Below are 24,588 nucleotides of genomic sequence, written 5' to 3'. Positions count from 1 at the left end.
ATTCTTACCTTTTGTTAACGTTTGGTTAAACCTCATCAAGACTAAATGTTAAAATGTTACTTTTGAGAGCATGAATAAAAAAGTGTTTTTAGCACTCATATTATTAATGAGTTTATCCCTAACAGGAATTATTGTTGTTCAGGGGTTTTGGATAAAAAATACAGTAGAAAGTAACGAAGAGCAATTCTCTTACAGCGCAAGGCAGGTTTTAATAGATGTTGCAGAACAAATAGAAAGACAGGAAGTAGATGAATACTATGTTCAATATGCAACTATAGCAAATCAATCAAAACCTACAAGCACTACCTTAAGCGAATTGTTTCAGATAAATAAAGATGATTTAGATAATGAAACCTTTATTTACTCTACTGTTTTGCAGGAAGATTACAAATTATCCTCTCCTTTTTTAAGTGGAGATAGAGACAGTATAGCGTTTAAAAAACTTGTAAATCAGCGTGTCTCTCGTGTGGTTAGAAACGAGCAAGTAGAAGGAGATTTAAAAAACATCTCGGCAGAAGAACGTTTTAAACGTATCTCAAGGTTAGAGGAAAATGAAAAAATATTACTTTCTGAAGCAATAAAAGAAAAAGCATCAGAATTACCAATATACAAACGAGTAGATACCACCGAATTAAGAAGGCTGATAGAAGCTCAACTCGAAGCAAGAGATATAAAATCTAAATATGAATTTGGGATTTTTAGTAATGAATTGGCAACGAAGGTAAAAACAGAAAATTTTAAACAACATTACCCTAGTACTTATGGGATTCCGATTTTTGAATCCCCAACAACAAACTATAAACTATTAATAAACTTTACAGGAAAAAAGAAAGAGGTTTTCTCGTCTATTGTTCTCATGATTATTTTAAGTGTAGCATTTACCCTTATTATTATTGTAGCATACGCGAGTACAATTTCACAACTGATAAAACAACGTCAAATTTCGCAGATAAAAACAGATTTTATCAATAATATGACGCACGAATTTAAAACCCCAATTGCCACTATAAATTTAGCATTAGACGCGGTAAAAAACCCTAAAGTAGCTTCAGATACCACAAAAGTAGACCGGTATTTGAAGATGATAAAAGAAGAAAATAGACGTATGCATGCACAAGTAGAAAATGTATTACGAATCTCAAAATTAGAACGAAATGAACTAAACCTAGATAAAGAACGTTTAAAATTACACGATTTAATAGAAGATGCAATTATGCATGTAGAATTAATTGTAGAAGAGAAACAAGGCTATATAAACACACATTTCGAAGCAAAAAAATCTTCCATATTAGCCAACGATTCTCATTTTACTAATGTAATTGTAAATATTCTAGATAACGCAATAAAATACTCTCCTGGACAACCTAAAATAGATGTTTATACAGAAAATGTAAAAAACTATATTATTTTAAAGATAAAAGACCAAGGGAAAGGAATGAGTAAAAACGTACAAAAAAAGGTGTTCGAAAAATTTTATCGCGAGCATACAGGCGATGTTCATGATGTAAAAGGACACGGTTTAGGACTTGCTTATGTAAAACAAATTGTAGAAGATCACCACGGGCAAGTATTTGTAGAGAGCGAAAAGCGCGTGGGAAGCACATTTATTATAAAATTACCACTAATATCATAATTAAATAAAAGAGAGCGAAATGGAAACTGAAAAGAAAAAAATCTTATTAGTAGAAGACGATCCAAACTTTGGAATTGTGCTTAAGGATTACTTGGCAATGAACGATTATGAAGTTACACATGCCAAAAACGGAATGGAAGGTTTTGAAAAGTTTAAAAAAGATAACTTTGACCTTTGTATTCTTGATGTAATGATGCCTTATAAAGATGGCTTTACTTTAGCGAAAGAAATAAAAGAGAAAAACGAAGAAATTCCTATTATATTTCTTACCGCAAAAGCAATGAAAGAAGACGTTTTAAAAGGTTATAAAGTAGGTGCAGATGACTACCTTAACAAACCTTTTGACAGCGAAGTGTTGTTGATGAAAATTAAAGCAATCCTTCAGCGTAAAGGAACCGAAAGCGTTGCAGATAGTAAACAATTTGAGTTTGAAATTGGTAATTTCCACCTAAACTCAAAGCTAAGATTCTTAACCTATAAGAAAGAAGAACCAGCAAAACTTTCTCCTAAAGAAAATGAACTTTTACGCTTGTTAGCATTACACGAAAACGATTTAATGCCTAGAGAATTAGCCCTTACAAAAATATGGCGAGATGATAATTATTTTACCTCTCGTAGTATGGATGTATATATTGCTAAACTTAGAAAATATTTAAAACGCGATGAAAAAGTGGAAATTTTAAATATTCATGGTGAAGGCTTCAGACTTGTAGTTCATGATGATGAATAAAATAAAATAAGTAGTTCGCTTATTTCAGTTTCAAAAACTGCTCCGTGCGGTTAATTTAATCCTGCGGAGCTGTTTTTTGATTCACAAAAGTTAGTATATCTTCTAAAGGGTTTGTAGTCACATCAAACCAAGTAATGTTTTTGTCTTTCCTAAACCAAGTAAGTTGACGCTTGGCAAATCTGCGCGTGTTTTTCTTAATTTCATCAAGAGCAGTTTCTAGGCTGCATTTGTTTTCCAAATACAAGAAAAGTTCTTTATAGCCAACCGTGTTTAACGCATTCAGGTTTTTATAAGGAAGTAATTTTTTTACCTCTTCTAGCAGGCCATTATTCATCATAATATCTACGCGTTGTTCTATGCGTTGGTAGATAATATCTCTAGGAGCTGTGAGTCCTATTTTTATGGTAGAAAAATTTCTTTTCTCTTTTGGTTGATTTATAAAGGAAGAATAGGGTTTATTGCTTCCTATACATATTTCTAAGGCACGGATAACTCTTTGCGGATTATCTAAGGCAATTTTATTGGCTGTTATAGGGTCTAATACGTTAAGTTGTTGTTGTAAATAAGGTAGCCCTTTTTCTTTTAGATCACTGTTTAACTGTATTCTTATTTCAGGATTAACTTTGGGGAATTTATCTAACCCATTAATAACAGCATCTATATATAAACCGCTACCGCCTACCATTATCTGCGGGTTGTCTTTTGTAAATAAATAATTTAATTTATTTAGAGCTTCTTTTTCAAAATCGCCAACAGTATATTCTTGTTGTATAGAAATGTGTTGTATAAAATGATGCTTAGCCATTTCGAGCTCCTGTTTACTAGGAACAGCAGTGCCAATATTCATTTCTTGGAAAAACTGGCGTGAATCTGCCGAAATGATATCACTTTGGTATTCTCGGGCTAGTTGTATTGCCAAAGAGGTTTTGCCAATGGCAGTAGGGCCAATAATACTAAGTAAAATGTTATTCATTATCATCATGGAGTTTATAACCGCAATTATAACAAAAATCTGCTCCGTTTTGGTGTTCTGTAGCGTTGCAATTATAACAATGTTGCGTATTATTGTTTGTAGATTTTTTTGTAGCTCTAGAGTATTCGGCACTTACAATCCCTGTTGGTACAGCTATAATTCCGTATCCCATAATCATAATAATACTGGCTATAAACTGTCCTAAAGGGGTTATGGGGTGTATATCTCCAAACCCTACAGTGGTAAGGGTAACAATGCACCAGTAAATACTTATAGGGATGCTTGTAAAGCCACTTTCTGATCCCTCTATCATATACATTAATGTGCCTGCAATAAGCGATAATACAAGTACAGCAAACAAAAAAACTAATATTTTAGGACGGCTATCTCGTAGTGCAATTACTAATTTGTTGCCTTCTCCTATATAGCGATTTATTTTTAATATTCTGAAAACGCGTAACAAACGTAATGCTCTTACGGTTAATAAGGCCGTACTTCCACTGATGAAAAAGGATAAGTACAACGGAATAGTAGATAGAAAATCGATTATCCCATAAAAGCTAAAAACATATTTTTGAGGCTTTTTGATGCTTATTAAACGTAAAATATATTCTATACTAAATAAGATAGTAATAACCCATTCGGCATAATAAAGGTAAAGATAAACCCATCTAGGGAGTCCTTTTACACTTTCTATCATAACAAAGAATATACTTAGGATGATAACAATAAGAAGTATAACATCAAATAACTTTCCTGCTGGGGTATCGGCCTCGTATATGATTTCATGGAGTCGTTCTCGCCAAGAAAACTTTTTTTTCTGTTTATTGGGTTTCATAACCTAAATTGCTAGAGTTTGGTTAGTTAAAGTTAATAATTTTATACGATTTAGATTTTCTTAAATAATATTGTATAATATGTTGTGTATCTTTACTATGTGCCATTGCCGATAAAGCATTTTTTATAATAGCTGGTTTAAGCTGATGATTAAGGTTAAAATAACCTATACCTTTAAATATCCCATTTTCGATATAAACAAAACTTTTTTCACTTGTTTTTCGGCCTTTATCTATAATGGCAAAACTTTTATTTTCGAAATTATATTTGATTAATAATTGTTTTACTCTATCGTTGTATTTTTTTGGTTCCTCTTTTTTTATGCAAGCACCAGCACATTTTTTTATCGTATAGCTAAAGCAGGCAGATGAGGTTTTTTGCAAACCTATTAAATTCTCACAAAGCTGATACTCCTCTATAATTTTATACAATGTGTTTTTGGCTTGAGTGGCAGAGGTGAAGCTTGTGATAGGGTTAGGGTTTTGATGCGTGATTTTTTCTATGTATAACCTTAAATATCCGTTTTTGTCGGTGTGAGAAAACAATCCGTGAGAGAAAAGGCTTCGTTTTAAAGCGCTATTGTATGGAGGTTGATTTTTTTTAATAGCCTGATTCTCTTTTAAAAGGGCTAATAGCTCATTTCCTGTTAGCTCGTAAGTTATATAAGATACTTCTTTTTGTAGTTGTTTTGTTTTTTTTGAGGAGGAAGTAAAGTGTTGGTTAATTCGTTTTTTGATATTTTTACTTTTTCCTATATATAAAATGTCTCCTTGCTCATTATATAAGTAATAAACTCCTGTTTGTGTGGGAAGCTCTTCTAGAAGTTTAATGAGTTTATTTTCTACTTGTAATTTTGGTTTATTTCTAAGGAATTTTTTAAAACTTTCCTGCTGGGTGTCTTTTTGTAGTAATAATTCAAAAAGCTTAACAGTAGCCAATGCATCGCCACTTGCTCTATGCCGATTGTTTAAAGGGATTCCAAGTTGTTTTACAAGTTTTCCTAAACTATACGACGGCATGTCTGGGATAAGTTTTTTAGAAAGCTCTACGGTGCATACGCTTTGCCGGGTATAATCAAAACCTAGTCGTTTAAATTCTAGTTGTAAGATACGATAATCAAACTTAGCGTTATGGGCTACAATCACACAACCTTCGGTAATTTCTATAATGCGTTTGGCAATTTGGTAAAATTTAGGAGCATTACGAAGCATGTTTTCGTTAATCCCGGTTAGTTTTACTACAAAAGCTTGTATTTTTCTTTCGGGGTTTACCAAGCTAATTAGTTGGTCGGTTACCTCATGCCCGTTATGTTTATATATGGCAATTTCGGTAATACCTTCTTCGTTGTATTTACCTCCCGTAGTTTCTATATCTACAATTGCGTACAAACGAGCTTAATTTTTATAATTACGATTTCCAAAAATAGCACTTCCGATTCTAACCATGGTGCTTCCTTGTGTTATGGCTATGTTGTAATCATTACTCATTCCCATAGATAATATTTTTAAGTTTGGAAATTTTGATGTTTGCTGATCAAATATTTTCTTTAAGGAAGCAAATTCATCGGCAACTTGTTCTTCATTATTGGTAAAAGTTGCCATCCCCATTAGTCCAATAATATTAACATAAGGTAATTTTTGGATTTCTTCAGGCGTTAATATGTTTGATAAATCTTCTTCAGAAAGTCCAAATTTGCTATCTTCTTTAGCTATTTTTACCTGAAGTAAACAAGTAATTTTACGGTTGTTTTTCGCTGCTTGTTTGTTTATTTCTTTTAAAAGTTTTAGGCTATCTACCGCATGAATAAGACTAACAAATGGTGCTATATATTTTACTTTGTTTCGTTGTAGGTGCCCAATCATGTGCCATTCGATATCTTTAGGAAGCTCCTCGTGTTTCTCGGTAAGTTCCTGCACTTTGTTTTCTCCAAAAATGCGTTGCCCAGCATTATAGGCTTCCAAAATTTCGCTTGTTGGTTTTGTTTTAGAAACCGCTACAAGTTGTACATGCTTAGGTAATTTAGATAAGTACCTTTTTATATTTTCGGATATAGAGTTCATAACACAAATTTAAAATTCATAAATTGTTATTCCACTTCTTAATTTAGGCTCTATATAAGTGGTTTTTGGTGGCATGGTAAGCCCTTCATCTGCAATTTGTTTCATTTCTTCTACCGCGATAGGTTTAAGTCCAAAACCAACTTTATAGTCACCACTATCTACACATTCTTTTATATAGGTGAGGTCTTTTTTACCATGTGCGTAAGCTATTCGCTTATTGTTACGAACATCGGTAATGTTAAGTATAGGTTTAAGTACGGTATTATAAAGTACTTGTGCGTCTAGTGATGAAAGTGCATCGGTAAATTTGTAAGAAAAACGTTTTAGCGTAAGCCGGTAAAACTCTTTATCTAGGTACATGCTAAATTGGTTTTTCTCTAAGGGCTTAAAATATTCGTTTTTTAAATTTTCGATGATAAAATAAGAGTCTAAAGCGATTAAGAACTCTTCTTTTGATAGCCCATTTAAATCGGTAATTAGCCGGTTAAACTCGTGTATTTTAAGGTCGTCTTCAGGAATAATAAAGCTCATAAAATACTGATACGGATTAACTTTATTAGACGATTTTTCTTCTAAAGTCGTATCTTCTGCGAGCAGTGCAGAGGAGGCAGAACGGTGATGGCCATCGGCGATGTATAGCGCAGGGATTTCTTTATATGCGTTTTCTATTTTTTCTATGTAAGTGGCGTTTTTTACAATCCATAGGTAATGTGTATCTCTATAGGTTGTTGTAAACTCATATTCTGGTCTGTCCTTTGTAACTTCTGCAATAATATTGTCTAAGTTTTTATTTCTAGGGTGTGTAAGCAGTACGGGTTCTGCGTTAAAGCCTACTGTTTTTATGTATTCTTTAAAGTTTATTTCGCGTTCTGTTAGTGTATCTTCATGACATTTTATACAGTTGGCTTTATAATCTTCTATACTTGTAGCTGCAATAATGCCTGTAAAGGAGTTTCGTTCTCTATCAATAATTCTGTAAACGTAATAATAAGGCTGTGGGTCTTGGATAAAAATATTTTCTTCCCTAAACTCTAGGTATCTATTTTTAACCAGTTGATAGCGTTGTTTTCCGGCTATTTCTTTATGATATTTGTATCCAGGATTTACAATATGAAGAAACGAAAACGGATTGTAATTTAATCGCGATTCTCGTTGGTCTTGCGTATAACTTTGATAAGGTCTACAAGCAACAAGACCTACCTTATCACGTGTAGGTCTTACTGCTTTGAAAGGAATAACTTTAGGCATGATAATAGTTAAAAATTAAGCAAATTGCTTAGCAACTTCTTCAGCTTTTTTGGTGTTGGTGTAATCGTAAAAACCTTCGCCAGATTTTACACCTAATTTACCTGCTCTAACCATATTTACTAATAGCGGGCAAGGAGCATATTTTGGATTTTTAAAGCCGTCGTACATTACTTCTAAAATAGATAGGCAAACATCGAGTCCGATAAAATCTGCCAATTGAAGTGGTCCCATAGGGTGTGCCATTCCTAACTTCATTACGGTATCTATTTCTTTTACACCAGCTACATTGTTATAAAGTGTTTCTATAGCCTCGTTTAACATAGGCATTAGTATACGGTTGGCAACAAAACCAGGATAATCGTTTACTTCTACAGGTACTTTATTTAATTTTTCAGAAAGTTCCATTACAAGTGTTGTTGTTTTGTTAGAGGTGTTGTAGCCTCTAATTACCTCTACAAGTTTCATGATAGGAACAGGGTTCATAAAATGCATGCCTATTACTTGTTCTGGTCTTTGTGTAACCGCAGCTATTTTGGTAATAGGGATAGAGCTTGTGTTGGAAGCTAAAATGGTGTTTTTAGGACAAACTTTATCTAGAGTTTTAAAAATTTCTAGTTTTATGGTTTCGTTTTCTGTTGCTGCTTCTACTACTAAGTCGGCTTGTTTTACTCCTTCTTCTACTTGTGTATAGGTGCTAATGTTATTGAGGGTAGCTTGTTTCTCTTCTTCCGATATTTTTCCTTTTGTAAGCATGCGGTCTAGGTTTTTCTCGATGGTAGCTAACCCTTTTTTTAGACCTTCTTCAGAAATATCAATTAATTGAACTTGGTATCCAAATTGAGCAAAAGTGTGGGCAATTCCGTTTCCCATTGTTCCCGCTCCAATTACAGCAATATTTTTCATATCAATAGTATATTTATAGTTGTTATTTTTTTTGAGTAAAATAGGTTAAAAATTATCTATAACCATTTGTGCTACGCGTAGGGCTTCTGTGCCTTGTGCTAAACTTACTTTTGGAGTTTTGTTTAGGGTGATGGCTTCGGCAAAACTTTCTAACTCGTCAAGGATGGCGTTGTTAGCTTCAACGGTAGGGTTTTCAAAATAAATTTGTTTTTTTACCCCTTCGGCATTTTGTAATATCATCGCAAAATCGTCGGGACTTTCTGGAGCATCTTTCATGCGTACAATTTCGCTTTTCTTTTCTAAAAAATCGACAGAGATATAGGCATCACGCTGAAAAAACCTTGCTTTACGCATTTGTTTAAGAGAGATTCTGCTAGCTGTGAGGTTAGCAACACAGCCATTTTTAAATTCTATTCGTGCATTGGCAATATCTGGTGTATCGCTAATTACAGAAACTCCGCTTGCGTTTACTTGTACCACTTCAGATTTTACAACGCTTAGAATTGCATCGATATCATGAATCATTAAATCGAGCACCACAGGTACATCTGTTCCTCTAGGATTAAATTCGGCTAATCGGTGGGCTTCAATAAACATCGGATTTTCTATTTTGTTTACTACCGCCTGAAAAGCAGGGTTAAAGCGTTCTACATGACCAACTTGTCCTTTTACATTATGTTGCTCTGTGAGTTTGATAAGCTCAAGGGCTTCGTCTAAAGTATTGGTAATAGGTTTTTCAATAAAAATATGTTTACCAGCTTGTATTGCTTTTTTTGCCACTTCAAAATGAGATAGTGTAGGGGTAACGATATCAATTACATCACAAGCTTCAATTAGGCTTTCTAGATCTTTATAATAGTTGTATCCAAACTCTTTTGCTATTTCTTCGCCATATTCTTTATTAGAATCGTAAAACCCAACAAGTGTGTAGTGTTTTGAAGCTTTTGCTAGACGAAGATGTATTTTACCGAGATGTCCGGCGCCAATTACGCCAATTTTTAATGTCATATAAGAACTGGTTTTCTACAAAAATACTATTTCTTTGATGAAAAAATATCATTTACTTTAAAAAGAAAGGCTATTTTAGTTTTAGTATATTTTAAATAAAGTTTTTTTTTGACTAAAAAAGCATGGGTATTTAATTTTAATATTAAAAATTTTTTATTGCGAATGAATTGGTATTTTTGCAAAAAAAGGAATAATTAAGTTGGTGAAAGATACTTTTAGGCATCGCGGAAAACGTAATCAGTTAGTTGAACTTCTTAAAGCAAAAGGCATAAAGCAAGAAAGGGTTTTGGAGGCTATTGGGGCTATTCCGAGGCATTTGTTTATGGATAGCAGTTTTGAGGATCATGCATATCAAGATAAGGCTTTCCCGATAGCAGCAGGGCAAACCATATCTCAGCCATTTACAGTGGCATTTCAGACTAGTTTGTTGCAAGTGAATCCTGAGGATAAAATTTTAGAAATAGGTACGGGCAGCGGATACCAAACAGCGGTTTTGTGTTACTTAAAAGCCAAGGTGTATAGTATAGAACGCCAACGAGAATTGTATAAAAAAACAAAGCGTTTTTTGCAGGAAATAGGCTACAGACCTAAATACCTTAATTTTGGAGATGGATATAAAGGGCTTGCTTCTTACGCTCCTTATGATAAAATAATTGTAACGGCAGGAGCGCCGTTTGTTCCTAAACCATTATTAGCACAGTTAAAAATAGGAGGGCGTTTAGTAATACCTGTAGGAGAAGAACAGCAAATTATGACACTTTATGTACGAACAGGAGAAAAATCTTTTGAAAAACATGAGTATGGTGAATTTAGATTTGTTCCGTTGTTAGAAAATAAAAATTAACGCGAATCTAAATTTATGGAGATTATTATACTTGATTATAAATTTGTATAGAGGTGATTTTTCATCCTGTTTTAAAAGCTATTATGGGTAATAATATTCTTCTTGTATAGAAGTTATTCTTATTTATAATTACTTGTATTCCTTTTGTATACGGTCTAATCTGCGTTTGTTTTCGCGATCTTTTATGGTTTCTCGCTTATCGTATATTTTCTTTCCTTTACAAAGGGCAATATCTAATTTGGCAAACCCTTTTTCGTTAATAAATAAACGCAAAGGGATAATGGTTAGCCCAGACTGGCTTACTTCTTTTTCTAGTTTTTTAAGTTCTCGTTTATTAAGTAAAAGTTTGCGTTCACTTTTAGGTTTATGGTTAAAATAGGTAGCGTGAGAATATTCTTCTATATTCATATTAATCACATAAAGTTCGTTACGATGAAATTCGCAAAAGCTCTCTGCAATTCCTGCTTTTCCTGCCCTAATTGATTTTATTTCGGTACCCGCAAGCTTTATGCCAGCAGTATATTTTTCTATAATTTCGTATTGAAACTTAGCCTTTCTGTTAAGGATGTTTATTCTGTTTTGTTTCATAATAGCGAAAGTACTATTTTTTTGTTTATTCTAGGTTTGTTGCTATTGCTTTTAATAAAATAGGCTATAGTAAAAACGAGATGTAAAGCTTAAATCTTTACATCTCGTTCTGTAATCTTCTTTTACAAAAAGTAGGATTAAAAAAATTATAAGCCAGCAAATTGAAAAGCTTTTGCTGGTTTAAATTGAGCCGATGACTCTCCTGCATAGCTTTGATTTTTATCTAAACCTAATTTTTTTATACTTGCTTTTTCACTAAAATCAATATTTTTAAAACTTACCCAAACTACATCTGGGTTTAAAACATTGTCAAAGTAATACACCAAGTTTTTTTGGTCGGCAACGGTTCTCCATCTGGTTGAAGAGATATTAGGCTCGGTGGCAGAAGAGATTCCTAAAGGAACAGAACAATTTCTAATAACACTAAAAACACTAGGAATAGCAATGCGTACATTGTCTGTTTTTGGGATTGCATTAATGTAGTATGAAGCTCTTACAAACCTATCGGTAGCTCTGTTTGTACCTGGAAGCATAATTGTACCTGGGATTCCTTCCCAATACGTGTTTATGGCTAATTGATCTTTAAACGTAGGGGAGTTGGTCATGGTTACATACGATTTATCGTGATGGATAACCAGCTTCCCGTTAATGTATTCGAAAATAGCATTATCGCCAGTTTTATCGGAAACAGATAAATGCACAGTGGTAAACTTGTTTGTGCCAGGAATAAATGAAGAAACAACTACAAATTCTTCCTTTTTTAACGCCTCTACGGTTTCTTCTACGGTAGCAAAATTATCTAATACGTATTGAAGCCAAAGAGCAATGGAAATGCCAGGAGTTTCCGCATCTTTTTCGAAACTTGGGTATTTAGATTCAACAAGCCAAAGGAGGTTTCCTACTAATCCTTTTTCGTTCATTCCATCTGAAGTTGCAATATCCCAAGAGCTTGTAATTACACTTCCGTATTTAGACTTCCATTTTACGGAGCTTTTTCCTACAGCACCGTCTCTTTTTATTCCTCTAGGGAACGCCCATAAGTTGGCAGGAATATCATCTTTCCAGTCCATAGATCGAGCGGTAATAATTGTTTCGTTGGTTCCTTTGTATACTACTCTTGTGCATGCAGACATTTCACTAATTGTAAAAAGAAGGCATAATATTGTAGCTAAGTACAGGTTTATTGAGTTTTTTTTCATTTTATTTTTTATAAAAGTTAGGATTTGTTTGTTAAATAGCGGTATACCCTCCATCTACAAGAAAGTAAGATCCTGTAATAAATGAGGCTTGTTCTGAGCTTAGAAATAATACTAAATTGGCAACTTCTTCAGGTTTACCTAAGCGACCCATAGGGTGTTTTTGTTTTAAGGCTTCTATTATTTCTGGTGTTAAGTTGTTTTCGAGAAGTGGAGTGTTTATATACCCTGGACCAACGGCATTACACCTAATGTTTTTAGCCCCATATTCAGCTCCTATGTTTTTAGTGAGTCCAACTACGGCGTGTTTTGTAGTGGTATATGCGCTAGAGTTTGGCGCTGCTACCATCCCGTGGATAGATGCCATGTTTACAATAGCGCCTCCATCGTTATTTTCCATGGCTTTTAATTGGTATTTACAGCCATAAAAAACACCATTTAAATTAATGTCCATTACTTTTTTCCAGCTTTCTATGCTGTAATCTTCGGTAAGGTTTCCTTCTCCTCCTATACCTGCATTGTTGCATGCAATGTCTAGCTTCCCGAATTTTTCTAGGGTAAAATCAACAAGCGCTTTATTGTCTTCAGGTTTAGAAACATCTGCTTTAAAAAATACGGCTTTAGCGTTTAGTTTTTCAATTTTAGCAAGGGTGTTATTTCCGTTTTTTTCATTTATATCAGATACAATTACCGTTGCTCCAGCTTTAGCATAAGCAATGGCTACAGCTTCTCCTATACCAGAACCAGCACCAGTAACAATGGCTACTTTATTTTTTAGTTGTGTCATGTTTATTATTTTTAGCGTTAAATAAAATATATGCTTTGCCTAAGGTAAGGAACTTTAGGGTTTTAAAGAAATTTAAAAAAAGGTAATTAATATAGTTCTAGCTTGTAATATAAATTATTGTCACGTAGTATATGGTTTTGGTTCTTGTCTTTTTCTATATATTGATTAACTTGTTGTTTAACCGCTTCGGAAAGCTCTTTTTTTTGTATTGTTTTACCATTACTGAAATTACTAGGAGTGGTTAATTTATCGTTATTTATTTTAAATTGAGTTGTTGCAACTTGTTTTGTCATTTCGGCATAGTAGTTATGATAAATTTTAATTTCATTAATACTATCGGCTATGTGTATAGATGCTTCGGGTTTGTTTTGTGCTAGTTTATACCCAATTTTTACTTGTTTTTTGTTTTTAGGAACAATGTGAAGTGTTGTGCTTTTACTCGATGCGGTAAATTTTGGAAATGGGGTTTTTGTTGTGTTGGATATTAAGTAAATATTTTCTGCATTTTGCTTATAAGGTTTGTAGTAAGAGAAGGAAAGCCCACTGGAGAGTTTGCTATTGTTTCTTCCGAAAAGGAAAAAATCAGCTAACAGGTTCTTAGAAACGTTTAGGCTTATTGTGTTGTTTTTAGAAATAGTATACGTGCCGTATAGTTTTAAATCTACATTTCCGAAAGAGGAAAAGTAAAAGAAAGTTTTGTTTTCTAATAAATATAATCCCGAGGAAACCTCAAATCCAGATAAATTATAAAACCCCTCGGCATTTTTATATTTTTCCTGTGCTTGTAGTGTTTGGAGAGATAGAAGAGTGAAGAGGAGTAACAATATGCGCGTCATAGGTTTGGTATTATTTTTAAAAAGACAACTTAGGCTTGTAGTAAAATATAGGAAGTAACAGCTTAATGGCGGTCTTTCTCTTTAAAAGGAACTTTAATTTTAACATCATCCCAAGTAAGCACCATTTCATTAAGGTATTTATCCTTTTCAAAATAGATGGTAAATTGTTCTATTGTTTTATTAGGTTTTTCAACGGGGCGTTCTATAATAAGCACATCGTTTTCTGGGTTTCTAGCAGCTTCATTAGAGGAGAGGTCTATCCCCCAAGCATACATTCTATCGTTAAAAATTATCTTCCAAGAATTTTCTTTAGGGATAGTCCATAACGTATATTTTCCTGCCTTAAGTAATGATCCATCAATAAGGATATCTCTACTGGTAGCAAAAGTAGTTGCTTCATTAGCTCCCGTACGCCAAACTTTATTGTAAGGAACCAAACCTCCAAAAATTAATCGGTCTTTTTTATAAGGGCGATTGTAAGAAATATCAACTCTTAAGTTTTCTTTTTGAAAATTAACTTCACCCTCTGGGCTTTGTGCTTTAGTATTATCTATAATCATACTAAAGGCCAAGTAGCCAATACCCCCTAGCAGTAAAATAACAATTAAAAGTTTTTTAAATTTCATAGTTAGCTTGTAAAAGTTTCCCTAAAGTTACTTTAAAATAAAATTTTTAGAAATAATTTTAAGCACTTTGCAACAAGTTTAACAATTACTCGTATTTAGAGTAGAACCAAACCAAGGAAACTTTGATTCAGCATCAACTCATAGAAGCCTGCAGGCGAAATGATAGAAAAGCTCAACTAAAGCTGTATGAAAAATACAGCCAAGGGATGTATTATGTTGCTTTACGTTTTATGAAAAACGAGCATGATGCAGAGGAAGCAATGCAAGAAGGTTTTATTCAGGCATTTACAAAGTTGCATCAGTTTACAGGAGAAGTAACTTTTGGTGCTTGGTTAAAACGAATTGTAATTAATAAAAGTATAGACATGCTAAAAGCAAGAAAGCTAGATTTGGTTGCTTTAGACGAGCATCGGGTAGCAAAAGTAGAAGAGGATAATAATTGGGATGTTGCCGATAGTGTAACCATCAATCAAGTAAAAGAAGCAATAGCAAAGCTTCCTGAACGTTACAAATATCCTGTAATGTTGTTTTTGATAGAGGGTTATGATCACGAAGAAATTTCAGAAATTTTAAACATTACTGCAGTATCTTCAAGGACTTTAGTGCACCGAGGGAAAAGGAAATTACAAGAACATTTAAAAGCGTATTACAATGGCACAGGATCTTAGACAACTATTTAAAGAAAACAATACGCCAGAACCTTCGGTTTTACCTAAAAACCATAAGCGGCGTTTTGAGGTGCGTTTGGAAAAACAATTTCCTTCCCAGCAAAAAACAGCACATAAGTTTTATTATGTAAAAATAGCAGCTGTTTTATTGGTCGCTTTTTTTGTAGGGATTTTAGGATTTTGGTTAACCCAAAATTCAGTAACTACTCAAAATACGCCGAGTGTGGTAAATTCATCAAACAAGTTAAAAACAACAGAGAAGCCTGTTTTGTTAAGCGATGTTTCTTCAGAATTTAAAAAAGTAGAAGATTATTATATAGGAAACATCAATGCCGAATTGGCCGACTTGAAAGTAACCGATGAAAATAAAAACCTTATTGAAGCATATTTAGAACAATTAACAGCCCTCGATAAAGAATATAAATCGTTAAACCAAGAGTTGGCAAGTTCTGGAGTTATTGATGAAATGAGTATTAATGCCTTGATGAATAACCTGAAGCTTCGTTTAAATTTATTACATAAATTAAAAAATAAACTCAAAGAATTAAAAGCTCCTGTTGTGAGTATACAAAACGAAAATCAAGCCTAATTCTAACCCGAATTAATTGTAAAAAAATGAAAATAATAAAACATATAGCGCCGTTATTATTGTTGTTAAGTTTCCCTTTATTATTTAACGCACAAAACAACGTAACTACCATAAAAAAAAGTTACACGCTAAAACAAAACCCTGTACTTAATCTTAATGCCGATAGGGTAAATTTGGTAATCGAAACTTGGAATAAAGATCGAATTGATATTGTTGGAGAGTTAACAGCCGAAGAACTTTCTGAAGACGCCCTAACTCATATCGCAGAAGACCTAAAAATACTAAGCGAACAAGAAGGAAATAAAGTAAACCTTACTATTAATGGAAGCGCGTTTCCTATGAATATTGGAGAGCCTAGCGGTGTAGAAACAGCCATGTTTACAGATTTACCTAACGATTTTATTGCACCATTATTAGAAGATTTTATCAACCCTATGGTAGAACATTTAGTTGAGAGCCCACCATTACCACATAACTTCAATACACATTTAAATTCTATAGAATTTGATGAAGAAGCTTATAAACGAGATGGAGAAAAATACATGAAAGAATATGAAAAGCAATTAGATAAAAACCTAAATAAAAGCTTTGAAGAACAAATAAAAGTATGGAGCAATCTATTTGAAAGTAATGCCGAACAATGGAGTAAAAATGTAGAAGTACAAATAGAAAAAAATATAGAAGCCAATGCAGAATCCTTTGGGAAGGCTATGGAAGCCTGGGGCGAAAATTTTGCCTCAAATATGGAAGCTTGGGCAAGTCAATTTGAAGCAAATGTTCAAGGCGGAGAATACAGTAAAACAGTAACTACAGGACCAAATGGAAGCAAATCGGTAAGAATTGTTTATAAAAAATCTGATAATGGAACCCAAAAACCTGTTTTGGCAGAAAACTTAACCCATACGATTTATATAAAAATGCCTAAAGAAGGACAATTAAACTTAACAATCCGTCATGGGAAAGTAGATATAAAACAACCCATACATAATATGGATGCAACAGTCTCCTATGCTGCGTTTTATGCAAAAGAAATTTCTGGAAAAGAAACCAATATAGATATCGCTCACTCACCAGTACAAATTGATTTATGGAATAGCGGGAATTTAAATTTACGCTACACCCAAAATACTAAAATAAATACGGTAAAAGCTATTAATTTACATGCAAAAACAAGCAATGTTTATATAAAAACCTTAGAAGGAAATGGGAGTTTAGACGGTTCGTTTGGGGCTTTACACATCGATAAACTTTCTGAAAAGTTTGAAACATTAGCTATAAATTTAAAAAATAGCGAATTGTCGCTCAAACTTCCTGATACCGCATTTCATTTTAATTATAACGGAACAAGTAGTGGTGTTGTTTACCCGAAAACGATGCAAGCAAAAGTGCTTAATAATAACAGAAATACGCTTGTAAATGGCTTTAATAAAACAAGAAATACAAATAGTAGTATAAGTATAAATGCAGATTATAGCGATATATATATGAATTAAATTTTGGTTGTTGATAATTATAAAAAAGTCTAGAACCGAGTCTAGTATTAGGTTTTAGGCTTTTTTTGTACGTAAAAATAAACTAACAATAGCCGCAGTAACAATCCCCATAGTTAGACTTCCAAATACAGCTTGAATCATATAAAACCTTAAGTTAAAAAAGCTTTCGGCAGTTTTAGGGTTCATTTTTTTATGCTCAACAGCATATTCAATAGCATTTGAAAAATATTCAGGAGTAATAACTTCGGCGGTTAAGTATTGTACTGCAGGAGAAATAAGAGCGATAATCACCGATAAAATTCCACCAGAAATTACTCCTTGCTTCCAATTCATATTTTTTTTGAAAAAATAATCACGCTTTTCTTTAATTGCCAAATAAAAAATAATTACGTACGGAATAGCTATAAGGTTGGTGTATAAAGCATGTTTTTCGATATAAATATCATGTAATCCAAGCATTTTTTCGGCGTACATCCATAGTAGAGTAAATACACTAAAAATAACAGCCCATTTAATTTCTGTTTTAAAATTTTTCATTTCTATTGTAGAATTTTAGCAAAAATACTAAAATTTCTTATGTTGTTTGTTTTTTAAAATGTTTCGAAGCTCTAGAAATCCGTAGGTACAAATAACAGCAATACAGGCAGTGGTTCCTAGTGCGCCTCCAACTCCGCTAAAATAGGGACTTAAGTTGAGGTAAATAATCGAAAATATAACTCCAGAAAAAGCAACACTAAGGTATTGTTGTAAAATTTTGGAGGAGACCATTCCAACAAATGAAGCACCAAAAACAACTACGGGGATTTGAGTATAATAGGGGTCAGAAATCCATTTAGATAGAAGTAAAAAAATAATGCTAACAACAAATGTTACCAGTGCAGAAGCTCTTACAGCTCCTTGATTTAAGCGTTCGCTAATAAAGTAAGTGCTTAATGCAGAGAGTGTACTTGCTATTGTAATTAATATTTCAAAAACCATTAGCTTATAAAATAATATAAAAGTTGTGTGCAAATAACGCCTCCAAATGCAATACTTCCTAGTTTTCCGCCAAACCCATTCAGCATATTTTTGGCAAACATATAAAAGATACCCGCAATACAGCTAGCATAGAGAACAAAAAGCCAAGAGTCAGCTATATAAATAGCAGACATGCCAACAAAACTTCCACAATAAATGGGCGGAGGCAGTGTGTTTAAAAAGGTAGATTTTTTATTTAGGTAAGGAATGTAAGATGCCAATAAGCCAATGCCTGAAGAGGCCAACACTGCCGAAACCATTGTGTTGGCATGTATAGCATAGGTTAGAAGTGCTCCTAAAAGCACAGAAAGCACCAAGTACAAATCTTTAAAATGATGAGGCGTTACATCGTGAGAAGCTTTATAGTAACTTATCAAAATGAACAACAAAATTGCACTGGTAAAACCTAGTACAAGATAGTTTTTTGTATCGTAAATTATTCTAACAAGAAAAAAAGCATGTAATGCACAAAAAACAAATAAAGCAATAATGCTCAACAGTTTTCTGTTTCTATTTAAAAATTGCATAAAAAATATTTTATTCTAAATCTATGCTTATTTGGTTACTTATTAAGTCTTTAAAAATCTCTCTTTTTCTAATAAGTAAAGCTTTATTTTTATACCAAAGTACTTCGGCTGGTTTAAACCTAGAATTGTAATTGCTAGCCATAGAAAAACAATAAGCTCCTGCATTTTTAAACGCTAGAATATCATCTTCAGAAATTTCTGCTATTTGCTTGTTGCTAGCAAAAGTATCGGTTTCGCAAATATAACCTACCACGGAATAAAAACGTTTATGTTTGGTGGGGTGACTAATGTTTATAATCTCATGCTCTGCCCCATAAAACATAGGCCTGATAAGGTGATTGAAGCCAGAATCTACTTGTGCGAAAACAGTAGAAGTGGTTTGTTTTATGGCATTAACTTTGGTTAAAAAATATCCTGATTGGCTTACTAAGAATTTTCCTGGCTCGAAAGATAAGCTTATAGACTTACCATAATTTTTACAAAAAGCATTAAAACGTTTGCTTAGTTTTTTACCGAGTTCCTCAATATTTGTTTCAATGTCGTTTTCGTGGTAAGGTACTTTGAACCCGCTCCCGAAATCTAAAAATTCTAGGTTTTTAAATTTACTAGCTGTACTAAATAATATCTCGGCAGCTTGAAGAAAAACTTCTACATCTAAAATATCACTCCCGGTATGCATGTGAATTCCGTTGATATGCATATTTGTGTTTTCCACAATACGTAATACATGTGGAATTTGATGTATTGAAATACCAAATTTAGAATCGATATGACCAACCGATATTTTTCTATTTCCACCAGCCATAATGTGCGGATTTATGCGTACACAAACAGGGGTTTCGGGGTATTTACTTCCAAATTTTTCTAACATAGATAGGCTATCTATATTAATTTGTACGCCAAGTTCTGCAGCGGCTTCAAGCTCAGAAAAAGCAACTCCGTTTGGGGTGAAAATAATTTTATTGGCAGGGACTCCAGCTTCTAATCCTAACTGAATTTCTTGTAGCGATACAGTATCTAATCCGCCTCCTAAACTATAAATGTATTTTAAAACTGAAATGTTAGATAAGGCTTTAACCGCATATTTTATCTTCAGATTTTCTACATCTTTAAAAGCCGCAGTAAGGCGTTTATATTGAGAGGCAATTTTTTCTGCATCATAAACATAAGTAGGGCAGCCGTATTCTTGAGCTACTTGTAGTAAATCTTTGTTTTTCATTTTTTAAGTTTTAAAATAGAAAACACTACTCTAGAAAAAGTAGTGTTTTACGTTTGTTTTATCATTACGTAGTTAAACTACTATATCTTAGGTGGTGTTTTATGTTTAGGTTTAAAGCACATTTTAGCGTAAACTTGCCTTTAGTTGCGTTTCAAATTGGTCTTGAAGCTTTTTCATTACCTTATCCACTTGCTTATCGGTCAAGGTTTTATTTTTATCTAAAAATGTAAAACTTACTGCATAGCTTTTTTTGTTTTCAGGAAGGCTTTCTCCTTGATAAACATCTACCAAATCTATTTTTGTAAGAATTTTCTTTTCTGTTTTTAGAGCTATTTCATGGATATCAGCAAATTTGATATGCTCATCTAAAAGTAAAGAAAAATCTCTTCGAATACTTGGAAATTTTGATATCTCCTGATATTTAGGTTGTGAAATTGCTGTTATTTCTATAATTTTTTCCCAATTAAAATCGGCATAAATTACCTCTTGATCGATATCGAAGCTTTTAAGAATAGCTTTTTTAACAGTACCAAACTCTACTAAATTATGTTTTTTACTTTTTAGAAGAAGTCCTTCAGAAAAAATATCATTTTTAATAGGGCTAAAGCTATATTCTTTAATATTAAACCTAGAGAGAATGGCTTCGATAAAACCTTTCATATAAAAGAAATCTGTAGGAGAAGCATCGGTGTTCCAACGTTCACTAGATCGGTTTCCTGTTACAAAAAGGCTTAGGTGTTTTTGTTCCTCAAAAGTTCTGTATTGGTGGTAGGTTTTTCCAAATTCAAAAAACTTTAGGCTGCTATTTTGACGATTTAAATTATAGTTGATAGCCTCTAATCCGCTAAAAAGCATACTCTGCCTCATTACAGACAAGTCTTGACTTAATGGATTTAGCATTTCTACATTATGCTGATCGTTAATTTGCTCGACAAGTTGGTTGTATTTTTTGGAGGTTAACGAGTTAGCCATCATTTCATGAAAGCCTTGTGCGGTAAGCTGATTAGCTATTATATTTTGAAGTTTGTAATCTTCAAATTTTCCAGAAATAGCAATAGAGGTGTTAAATTTCTCTCCAAATTCAATGTTGTTATATCCGTAAACACGTAAAATTTCTTCAATAACATCTACTTCACGTTTAACATCTACACGGTAAGCAGGAATGGTAAGTCCCATACCGCTTTCGGTTACGTTATTTACACGTATATCTAACGAAGCAAGAATAGACTTAATGGTAGAAGGGTCTATCTCCTGACCAATAAGCTGGTTTATTTTTGCATAGGTTAGAAAAACTTGGAAATCTTCAATTTTATTAGGGTAAATGTCATCAATGTCACTAGAAACATAACCGCCAGCTACTTCTTGTATAAGTAGGGCTGCTCGTTTTAGTGCATATTTGGTGAAGTTAGGATCTATTCCACGTTCAAATCTAAAGGATGCATCGGTGTTTATACCATGTCTTTTTGCTGTTTTTCTTACGCTTACAGAGTTAAAGTAAGCACTTTCTAAGAATATGGTACTGGTGGTTTCGCTTACGCCAGAATTTTTCCCTCCAAGAACACCGGCTATACATAGTGGTTTTTTGGCATCACAGATCATTAAATCCTCTGGGTGTAATTCTCTTTCTACATCGTCTAGTGTAGTGAAAGTTGTTTTTTCGGTTATTGTTTTTACAATTATTTTGTTGCCTACAATGGTATCTGCATCAAAGGCATGTAGGGGTTGCCCTAGTTCATGCATAACATAATTGGTAGCATCTACAATATTGTTTTTAGGGGTGATACCAATGGCTTTTAATTTGTTTTGTAACCAAGCAGGGGAGTCTTTAACTTGTAAATCGGTTAAAGTTACACCACAATAACGAGGAGCAAGCTCATAATTTTCAACTTCAATAAGCATTTTTTTACTCCTGTTTTCTACATGAAAGTTACTTACTGAAGGAGAGTCTAACGGGGTGTTGATTTCTTGTTGTAGTAATCCTGCTTTTAAATCGCGAGCAACGCCAAAATGGCTCATGGCATCGGCCCTGTTTGGTGTGAGACCAATTTCAAAAACATAATCGGTTTCTACATTCATTACTTTGCTTAAGGGTGTACCTGGTTCAAGATTATCTTCTAAAACCATAATCCCGTCGTGGCTTTTACCTAGTCCTAATTCGTCTTCAGCACAAATCATCCCAAAGCTATATTCGCCACGTATTTTTCCTTTTTTTATTACCCAAGCTTCACCTTCTTCGGTATATAATGTTGTTCCTACCAAAGCTACAGGTACTTTTTGCCCTTCTGCTACATTGGGAGCACCACATACAATTTGTAAGTTTTCATTTTGTCCTACATCTACAGTGGTTATTTTAAGTTTATCGGCATTCTCGTGTTGCTTGCATGTAAGTACGTGACCTACTACAATGCCTTCTAAACCACCTTTTACAGACTGGAAACTTTCTATGCCTTCTACTTCTAGACCTAAGTCTGTGAGTAATTCTCCAGTTTTTTCAGCTTCCCAATCAGTTTTAATAAATTGTTTTATCCAGTTGTAAGAAATTTTCATGTACTAAAATTTATCAAACCGCAAAGGTAAAGATTTATACTTTTTAAGGGCATAAATTAGGCGTAAATATTGGGGAGTTGTTTAAAATAATAGCGAAAAGCGGTTTTGATAAGTTTTAGCTTATAAAATTCCACAAAGTCTTATTCTTATTTAATTTTTGGTAGGTTTTCGCTATGTTTTGATGTTCACTAAGTTGTAGGTTATGGTCTTTTTGTAATACGCGCTTGGCATATTCTCTAGCTTTAGCTAATAAGAGGTTGTCCTTTACAATGTCTGCAATTTTTAGCTGTAAAACACCACTTTGCTGTGTTCCCATAAGGTTTCCGGGACCTCGTAATTTTAAATCTACCTCGGCAATTTTAAAACCATCGTTGGTTTCTACCATGGTTTGTATTCTTGTTTTAGAATCGTTAGAGAGTTTTTGTCCTGTCATTAGGATGCAATAAGATTGCTCGGCACCTCTACCTACGCGTCCTCTTAACTGGTGAAGTTGAGATAACCCGAAACGCTCGGAGCTTTCGATAATCATTACACTGGCATTGGGTACATTTACGCCAACTTCAATTACCGTAGTAGCAATCATAATTTGTGTTTCTCCTGCGGCAAATCTATTCATTTCAAAATCTTTATCGGCGGCTTTCATTTTGCCATGTACAACAGATATTTGATATTTTGGAGCAGGAAATTCTCTCGCAATACTTTCATACCCGTCCATTAAGTCTTTATAATCTAAAGCTTCGGATTCTTCAATTAACGGATAGACAATATAAACTTGCCTTCCTTTGGCAATTTCTTCACGCATAAAATGAAAAACCTTAAGCCTGTTACTGTCGTATCTATGCACGGTTTGTATTGCTTTTCTTCCTGGGGGTAATTCATCGATTACAGAGATGTCTAAATCTCCATAAAGGCTCATGGCTAAGGTTCTAGGAATAGGGGTTGCTGTCATTACCAAAATATGGGGAGGGATGTGGTTCTTTTTCCATAGTTTGGCTCGTTGGGCAACGCCAAACCGGTGTTGCTCGTCGATAATGGCTAAGCCTAAATTTTTAAATTTTACTTTGTCTTCTAATACGGCATGCGTACCTATTAAGAGTTGTAGTTCTCCGCTTTCTAATTGCTGATGTATTTTTTTTCTTTCAGCAGTTTTAGAAGATCCTGTTAGTAAAGCAATAGAAACATTTATGTGTTGGCAAAATTCTTGTATGCCATGAAAATGCTGGGTAGCCAAGATTTCGGTAGGAGCCATTAAACATACCTGAAAGTTATTATCTAAAGCTAATAAGCTTACTAACAGCGCAACAATGGTTTTTCCTGAACCTACATCGCCTTGTAATAAACGGTTCATTTGTGCTCCAGAGCCTACATCGTTTCTAATTTCTTTAACTACACGCTTTTGTGCATTGGTAAGGTTAAACGGAAGATGATTATGGTAGAAATTAGTAAAATTTTCGCCAACCTTTTCAAATACAAATCCTTTTATTTTCTGTTTTCGTAGTTTGTTTTTTATTAGTAATTGAAGCTGAATGTAAAATAATTCTTCAAATTTTAATCGAAATTGAGCTTTTGCTAAATATTCTTGCGATTGCGGAAAATGAATGTTGATAACCGCCTTGTTTTTAGGAATAAGGTTTAATTCTTCTACAAAATAATCGGGTAAGGTTTCTGTAATGCCTTTATGGGTTTCTTTAAGTAATTGCTGGATAAGCTGAGTTATTACTTTATTGCTAATACCACGTTTGCTAAGCTTCTCGGTAGAAGGGTAGATGGGTTGCATAGCAATACGGATATTTTTTTTATGGGTTTCGAGCAATTCTAATTCAGGATGTGGCATCGAAAAACTACCATTAAACCAGTTTATTTTTCCGAAAACAACATAGGCTTTATTAAGTAATAAACTTTCTTTTATCCACTTTATGCCTTTAAACCAAACTAGCTCTATACTACCGGTTTCATCGCTAAATTTAGCCACAAGGCGTTTCCCTCTTTTTTGTTCTACCGTTTTTATATGAATAATTTTTCCGATAATTTGAACTTCACTATTGGTATTTTGTAATTGGTTTATTTTGTAGTATTTACTTTTATCGATATACCTATTGGGGTAGAAGTTTAATAAATCTGCATACGTATAGATACTTAACTCTTTTTGAAGTAACTCGGCACGTTGCGGGCCAACACCTTTTAAATAAGCAATAGGAGTATGCAATGGAGAAATATTCATAAGAACGAAGATAGGTAATTTTTGAAAAATGTTTAAAA

At 33.5% G+C, this 24,588-nt stretch carries 24 protein-coding genes; 6 read left to right on the top strand and 18 right to left on the bottom strand.

The features are described from left to right. Positions 1 to 70: 70 nt before the first annotated feature. Positions 71 to 1,633 (top strand): sensor histidine kinase, encoded by a 1,563-nt coding sequence (locus GGR32_RS09925; RefSeq protein WP_183478052.1) that lies wholly within the window; start codon positions 71 to 73, stop codon positions 1,631 to 1,633. A 19-nt stretch (positions 1,634 to 1,652) separates the two neighbouring features. Further along, positions 1,653 to 2,363, top strand: a complete 711-nt coding sequence (locus GGR32_RS09920) for a response regulator transcription factor (RefSeq protein ID WP_183478051.1) — start codon at positions 1,653 to 1,655, stop codon at positions 2,361 to 2,363. 55 nt (positions 2,364 to 2,418) lie between these two features. Here GGR32_RS09920 and miaA read toward each other — a convergent pair whose 3' ends face one another. From miaA to GGR32_RS09885, 7 genes are read right to left on the bottom strand one after another with little or no spacing between them, the layout of a single operon-like run. Continuing rightward, the gene (gene miaA / locus GGR32_RS09915) at positions 2,419 to 3,336 is read right to left on the bottom strand and encodes a tRNA (adenosine(37)-N6)-dimethylallyltransferase MiaA (RefSeq protein WP_183478050.1); all 918 of its coding nucleotides are present in this window, start codon (positions 3,334 to 3,336) and stop codon (positions 2,419 to 2,421) included. Beyond that, positions 3,329 to 4,174, bottom strand: coding sequence for an ion transporter (locus tag GGR32_RS09910; RefSeq protein WP_183478049.1), 846 nt, complete (start codon positions 4,172 to 4,174; stop codon positions 3,329 to 3,331). Before GGR32_RS09910 ends, miaA begins: the two co-directional genes overlap by 8 nt. Positions 4,175 to 4,196: 22 nt before the next feature. Then, on the bottom strand, positions 4,197 to 5,561 hold the full coding sequence (locus GGR32_RS09905) for an exonuclease domain-containing protein (RefSeq protein ID WP_183478048.1): 1,365 nt from the start codon (positions 5,559 to 5,561) through the stop codon (positions 4,197 to 4,199). A gap of 6 nt (positions 5,562 to 5,567) precedes the next feature. Beyond that, complete coding sequence (locus GGR32_RS09900; RefSeq protein WP_183478047.1) at positions 5,568 to 6,233, bottom strand: YggS family pyridoxal phosphate-dependent enzyme; 666 nt, start codon at positions 6,231 to 6,233, stop codon at positions 5,568 to 5,570. 9 nt (positions 6,234 to 6,242) lie between these two features. Then, positions 6,243 to 7,481, bottom strand: a complete 1,239-nt coding sequence (locus tag GGR32_RS09895; RefSeq protein ID WP_183478046.1) for a DUF1015 domain-containing protein — start codon at positions 7,479 to 7,481, stop codon at positions 6,243 to 6,245. A gap of 15 nt (positions 7,482 to 7,496) precedes the next feature. Next, positions 7,497 to 8,384 (bottom strand): 3-hydroxyacyl-CoA dehydrogenase family protein, encoded by an 888-nt coding sequence (locus GGR32_RS09890; RefSeq protein WP_183478045.1) that lies wholly within the window; start codon positions 8,382 to 8,384, stop codon positions 7,497 to 7,499. A 45-nt stretch (positions 8,385 to 8,429) separates the two neighbouring features. Next, a complete protein-coding gene (locus GGR32_RS09885; RefSeq protein ID WP_183478044.1) occupies positions 8,430 to 9,392 on the bottom strand; it encodes a Gfo/Idh/MocA family oxidoreductase in 963 nt (320 codons plus the stop codon). A 202-nt stretch (positions 9,393 to 9,594) separates the two neighbouring features. Between GGR32_RS09885 and GGR32_RS09880 the strand changes: the two genes are divergently transcribed. Beyond that, the gene (locus tag GGR32_RS09880) at positions 9,595 to 10,236 is read left to right on the top strand and encodes a protein-L-isoaspartate(D-aspartate) O-methyltransferase (protein WP_183478067.1); all 642 of its coding nucleotides are present in this window, start codon (positions 9,595 to 9,597) and stop codon (positions 10,234 to 10,236) included. A gap of 129 nt (positions 10,237 to 10,365) precedes the next feature. On the opposite strand, the gene smpB is transcribed toward GGR32_RS09880, so the two are convergent. The 5 genes from smpB to GGR32_RS09855 form a co-directional block, all read right to left on the bottom strand. Beyond that, entirely contained in the window at positions 10,366 to 10,824 is a 459-nt protein-coding gene (gene smpB, locus GGR32_RS09875) for an SsrA-binding protein SmpB (protein WP_183478043.1), read from the bottom strand. Between the two features lie 146 nt (positions 10,825 to 10,970). Beyond that, the gene (locus GGR32_RS09870; RefSeq protein WP_183478042.1) at positions 10,971 to 12,023 is read right to left on the bottom strand and encodes a linear amide C-N hydrolase; all 1,053 of its coding nucleotides are present in this window, start codon (positions 12,021 to 12,023) and stop codon (positions 10,971 to 10,973) included. A gap of 31 nt (positions 12,024 to 12,054) precedes the next feature. Continuing rightward, positions 12,055 to 12,807 carry an SDR family NAD(P)-dependent oxidoreductase gene (locus GGR32_RS09865; protein ID WP_183478041.1) on the bottom strand — a complete coding sequence of 251 codons (753 nt, stop codon included), beginning with the start codon at positions 12,805 to 12,807 and terminating at the stop codon, positions 12,055 to 12,057. A gap of 86 nt (positions 12,808 to 12,893) precedes the next feature. Then, on the bottom strand, positions 12,894 to 13,643 hold the full coding sequence (locus GGR32_RS09860; RefSeq protein ID WP_183478040.1) for a hypothetical protein: 750 nt from the start codon (positions 13,641 to 13,643) through the stop codon (positions 12,894 to 12,896). 62 nt (positions 13,644 to 13,705) lie between these two features. Further along, complete coding sequence (locus GGR32_RS09855; protein ID WP_183478039.1) at positions 13,706 to 14,269, bottom strand: DUF2911 domain-containing protein; 564 nt, start codon at positions 14,267 to 14,269, stop codon at positions 13,706 to 13,708. 122 nt (positions 14,270 to 14,391) lie between these two features. Here GGR32_RS09855 and GGR32_RS09850 point away from each other — a divergent pair, with 122 nt between their 5' ends. Genes GGR32_RS09850 through GGR32_RS09840 form a run of 3 tightly spaced genes read left to right on the top strand, consistent with a single transcriptional unit; the run spans position 14,392 to position 17,019 of the window. Beyond that, a complete protein-coding gene (locus GGR32_RS09850) occupies positions 14,392 to 14,937 on the top strand; it encodes an RNA polymerase sigma factor (protein WP_183478038.1) in 546 nt (181 codons plus the stop codon). Next, a complete protein-coding gene (locus GGR32_RS09845) occupies positions 14,921 to 15,526 on the top strand; it encodes a hypothetical protein (RefSeq protein WP_183478037.1) in 606 nt (201 codons plus the stop codon). Before GGR32_RS09850 ends, GGR32_RS09845 begins: the two co-directional genes overlap by 17 nt. A gap of 26 nt (positions 15,527 to 15,552) precedes the next feature. Further along, positions 15,553 to 17,019 carry a hypothetical protein gene (locus tag GGR32_RS09840; RefSeq protein ID WP_183478036.1) on the top strand — a complete coding sequence of 489 codons (1,467 nt, stop codon included), beginning with the start codon at positions 15,553 to 15,555 and terminating at the stop codon, positions 17,017 to 17,019. 54 nt (positions 17,020 to 17,073) lie between these two features. Here the strand turns inward: GGR32_RS09840 and GGR32_RS09835 are convergent, their stop codons facing one another. The 6 genes from GGR32_RS09835 to recG all read right to left on the bottom strand — a co-directional run bounded on the left by GGR32_RS09835 (position 17,074) and on the right by recG (position 24,550). Next, entirely contained in the window at positions 17,074 to 17,556 is a 483-nt protein-coding gene (locus GGR32_RS09835; RefSeq protein ID WP_183478035.1) for a DUF4199 domain-containing protein, read from the bottom strand. A gap of 27 nt (positions 17,557 to 17,583) precedes the next feature. Then, a complete protein-coding gene (locus tag GGR32_RS09830) occupies positions 17,584 to 17,997 on the bottom strand; it encodes a hypothetical protein (RefSeq protein ID WP_183478034.1) in 414 nt (137 codons plus the stop codon). Then, the gene (locus tag GGR32_RS09825; RefSeq protein ID WP_183478033.1) at positions 17,997 to 18,563 is read right to left on the bottom strand and encodes a hypothetical protein; all 567 of its coding nucleotides are present in this window, start codon (positions 18,561 to 18,563) and stop codon (positions 17,997 to 17,999) included. Before GGR32_RS09825 ends, GGR32_RS09830 begins: the two co-directional genes overlap by 1 nt. 10 nt (positions 18,564 to 18,573) lie before the next feature. Next, positions 18,574 to 19,782: a diaminopimelate decarboxylase gene (gene lysA, locus GGR32_RS09820; protein WP_183478032.1), complete on the bottom strand. Its 1,209-nt coding sequence runs from the start codon at positions 19,780 to 19,782 to the stop codon at positions 18,574 to 18,576. 123 nt (positions 19,783 to 19,905) lie between these two features. Continuing rightward, the gene (pheT, locus tag GGR32_RS09815) at positions 19,906 to 22,329 is read right to left on the bottom strand and encodes a phenylalanine--tRNA ligase subunit beta (RefSeq protein ID WP_183478031.1); all 2,424 of its coding nucleotides are present in this window, start codon (positions 22,327 to 22,329) and stop codon (positions 19,906 to 19,908) included. Positions 22,330 to 22,444: 115 nt separating this feature from the next. Then, positions 22,445 to 24,550, bottom strand: a complete 2,106-nt coding sequence (gene recG, locus GGR32_RS09810; protein WP_183478030.1) for an ATP-dependent DNA helicase RecG — start codon at positions 24,548 to 24,550, stop codon at positions 22,445 to 22,447. Between the last annotated feature and the right edge of the window lie 38 nt (positions 24,551 to 24,588).

The organism is Mesonia hippocampi (assembly GCF_014197445.1).
In the GTDB taxonomy this organism is placed as follows: domain Bacteria; phylum Bacteroidota; class Bacteroidia; order Flavobacteriales; family Flavobacteriaceae; genus Mesonia; species Mesonia hippocampi.
The sequence above is the reverse complement of the archived record's forward strand: the minus strand, read 5'-3'. Positions and strand labels throughout refer to the sequence as shown.

Bases quoted from the DNA above. Each gene is read 5' to 3' on its own strand.
- GGR32_RS09885 (WP_183478044.1), bottom strand. From the start codon at position 9,392: ATGACATTAAAAATTGGCGTAATTGGCGCCGGACATCTCGGTAAAATA.
- GGR32_RS09855 (WP_183478039.1), bottom strand. From the start codon at position 14,269: ATGAAATTTAAAAAACTTTTAATTGTTATTTTACTGCTAGGGGGTATT.
- GGR32_RS09910 (WP_183478049.1), bottom strand. From the start codon at position 4,174: ATGAAACCCAATAAACAGAAAAAAAAGTTTTCTTGGCGAGAACGACTC.
- GGR32_RS09895 (WP_183478046.1), bottom strand. From the start codon at position 7,481: ATGCCTAAAGTTATTCCTTTCAAAGCAGTAAGACCTACACGTGATAAG.
- GGR32_RS09845 (WP_183478037.1), top strand. From the start codon at position 14,921: ATGGCACAGGATCTTAGACAACTATTTAAAGAAAACAATACGCCAGAA.
- GGR32_RS09865 (WP_183478041.1), bottom strand. From the start codon at position 12,807: ATGACACAACTAAAAAATAAAGTAGCCATTGTTACTGGTGCTGGTTCT.
- miaA (WP_183478050.1), bottom strand. From the start codon at position 3,336: ATGAATAACATTTTACTTAGTATTATTGGCCCTACTGCCATTGGCAAA.
- GGR32_RS09825 (WP_183478033.1), bottom strand. From the start codon at position 18,563: ATGCAATTTTTAAATAGAAACAGAAAACTGTTGAGCATTATTGCTTTA.
- GGR32_RS09840 (WP_183478036.1), top strand. From the start codon at position 15,553: ATGAAAATAATAAAACATATAGCGCCGTTATTATTGTTGTTAAGTTTC.
- pheT (WP_183478031.1), bottom strand. From the start codon at position 22,329: ATGAAAATTTCTTACAACTGGATAAAACAATTTATTAAAACTGATTGG.
- lysA (WP_183478032.1), bottom strand. From the start codon at position 19,782: ATGAAAAACAAAGATTTACTACAAGTAGCTCAAGAATACGGCTGCCCT.
- GGR32_RS09860 (WP_183478040.1), bottom strand. From the start codon at position 13,643: ATGACGCGCATATTGTTACTCCTCTTCACTCTTCTATCTCTCCAAACA.
- smpB (WP_183478043.1), bottom strand. From the start codon at position 10,824: ATGAAACAAAACAGAATAAACATCCTTAACAGAAAGGCTAAGTTTCAA.
- GGR32_RS09900 (WP_183478047.1), bottom strand. From the start codon at position 6,233: ATGAACTCTATATCCGAAAATATAAAAAGGTACTTATCTAAATTACCT.
- recG (WP_183478030.1), bottom strand. From the start codon at position 24,550: ATGAATATTTCTCCATTGCATACTCCTATTGCTTATTTAAAAGGTGTT.
- GGR32_RS09890 (WP_183478045.1), bottom strand. From the start codon at position 8,384: ATGAAAAATATTGCTGTAATTGGAGCGGGAACAATGGGAAACGGAATT.
- GGR32_RS09870 (WP_183478042.1), bottom strand. From the start codon at position 12,023: ATGAAAAAAAACTCAATAAACCTGTACTTAGCTACAATATTATGCCTT.
- GGR32_RS09830 (WP_183478034.1), bottom strand. From the start codon at position 17,997: ATGGTTTTTGAAATATTAATTACAATAGCAAGTACACTCTCTGCATTA.
- GGR32_RS09835 (WP_183478035.1), bottom strand. From the start codon at position 17,556: ATGAAAAATTTTAAAACAGAAATTAAATGGGCTGTTATTTTTAGTGTA.
- GGR32_RS09920 (WP_183478051.1), top strand. From the start codon at position 1,653: ATGGAAACTGAAAAGAAAAAAATCTTATTAGTAGAAGACGATCCAAAC.
- GGR32_RS09925 (WP_183478052.1), top strand. From the start codon at position 71: ATGAATAAAAAAGTGTTTTTAGCACTCATATTATTAATGAGTTTATCC.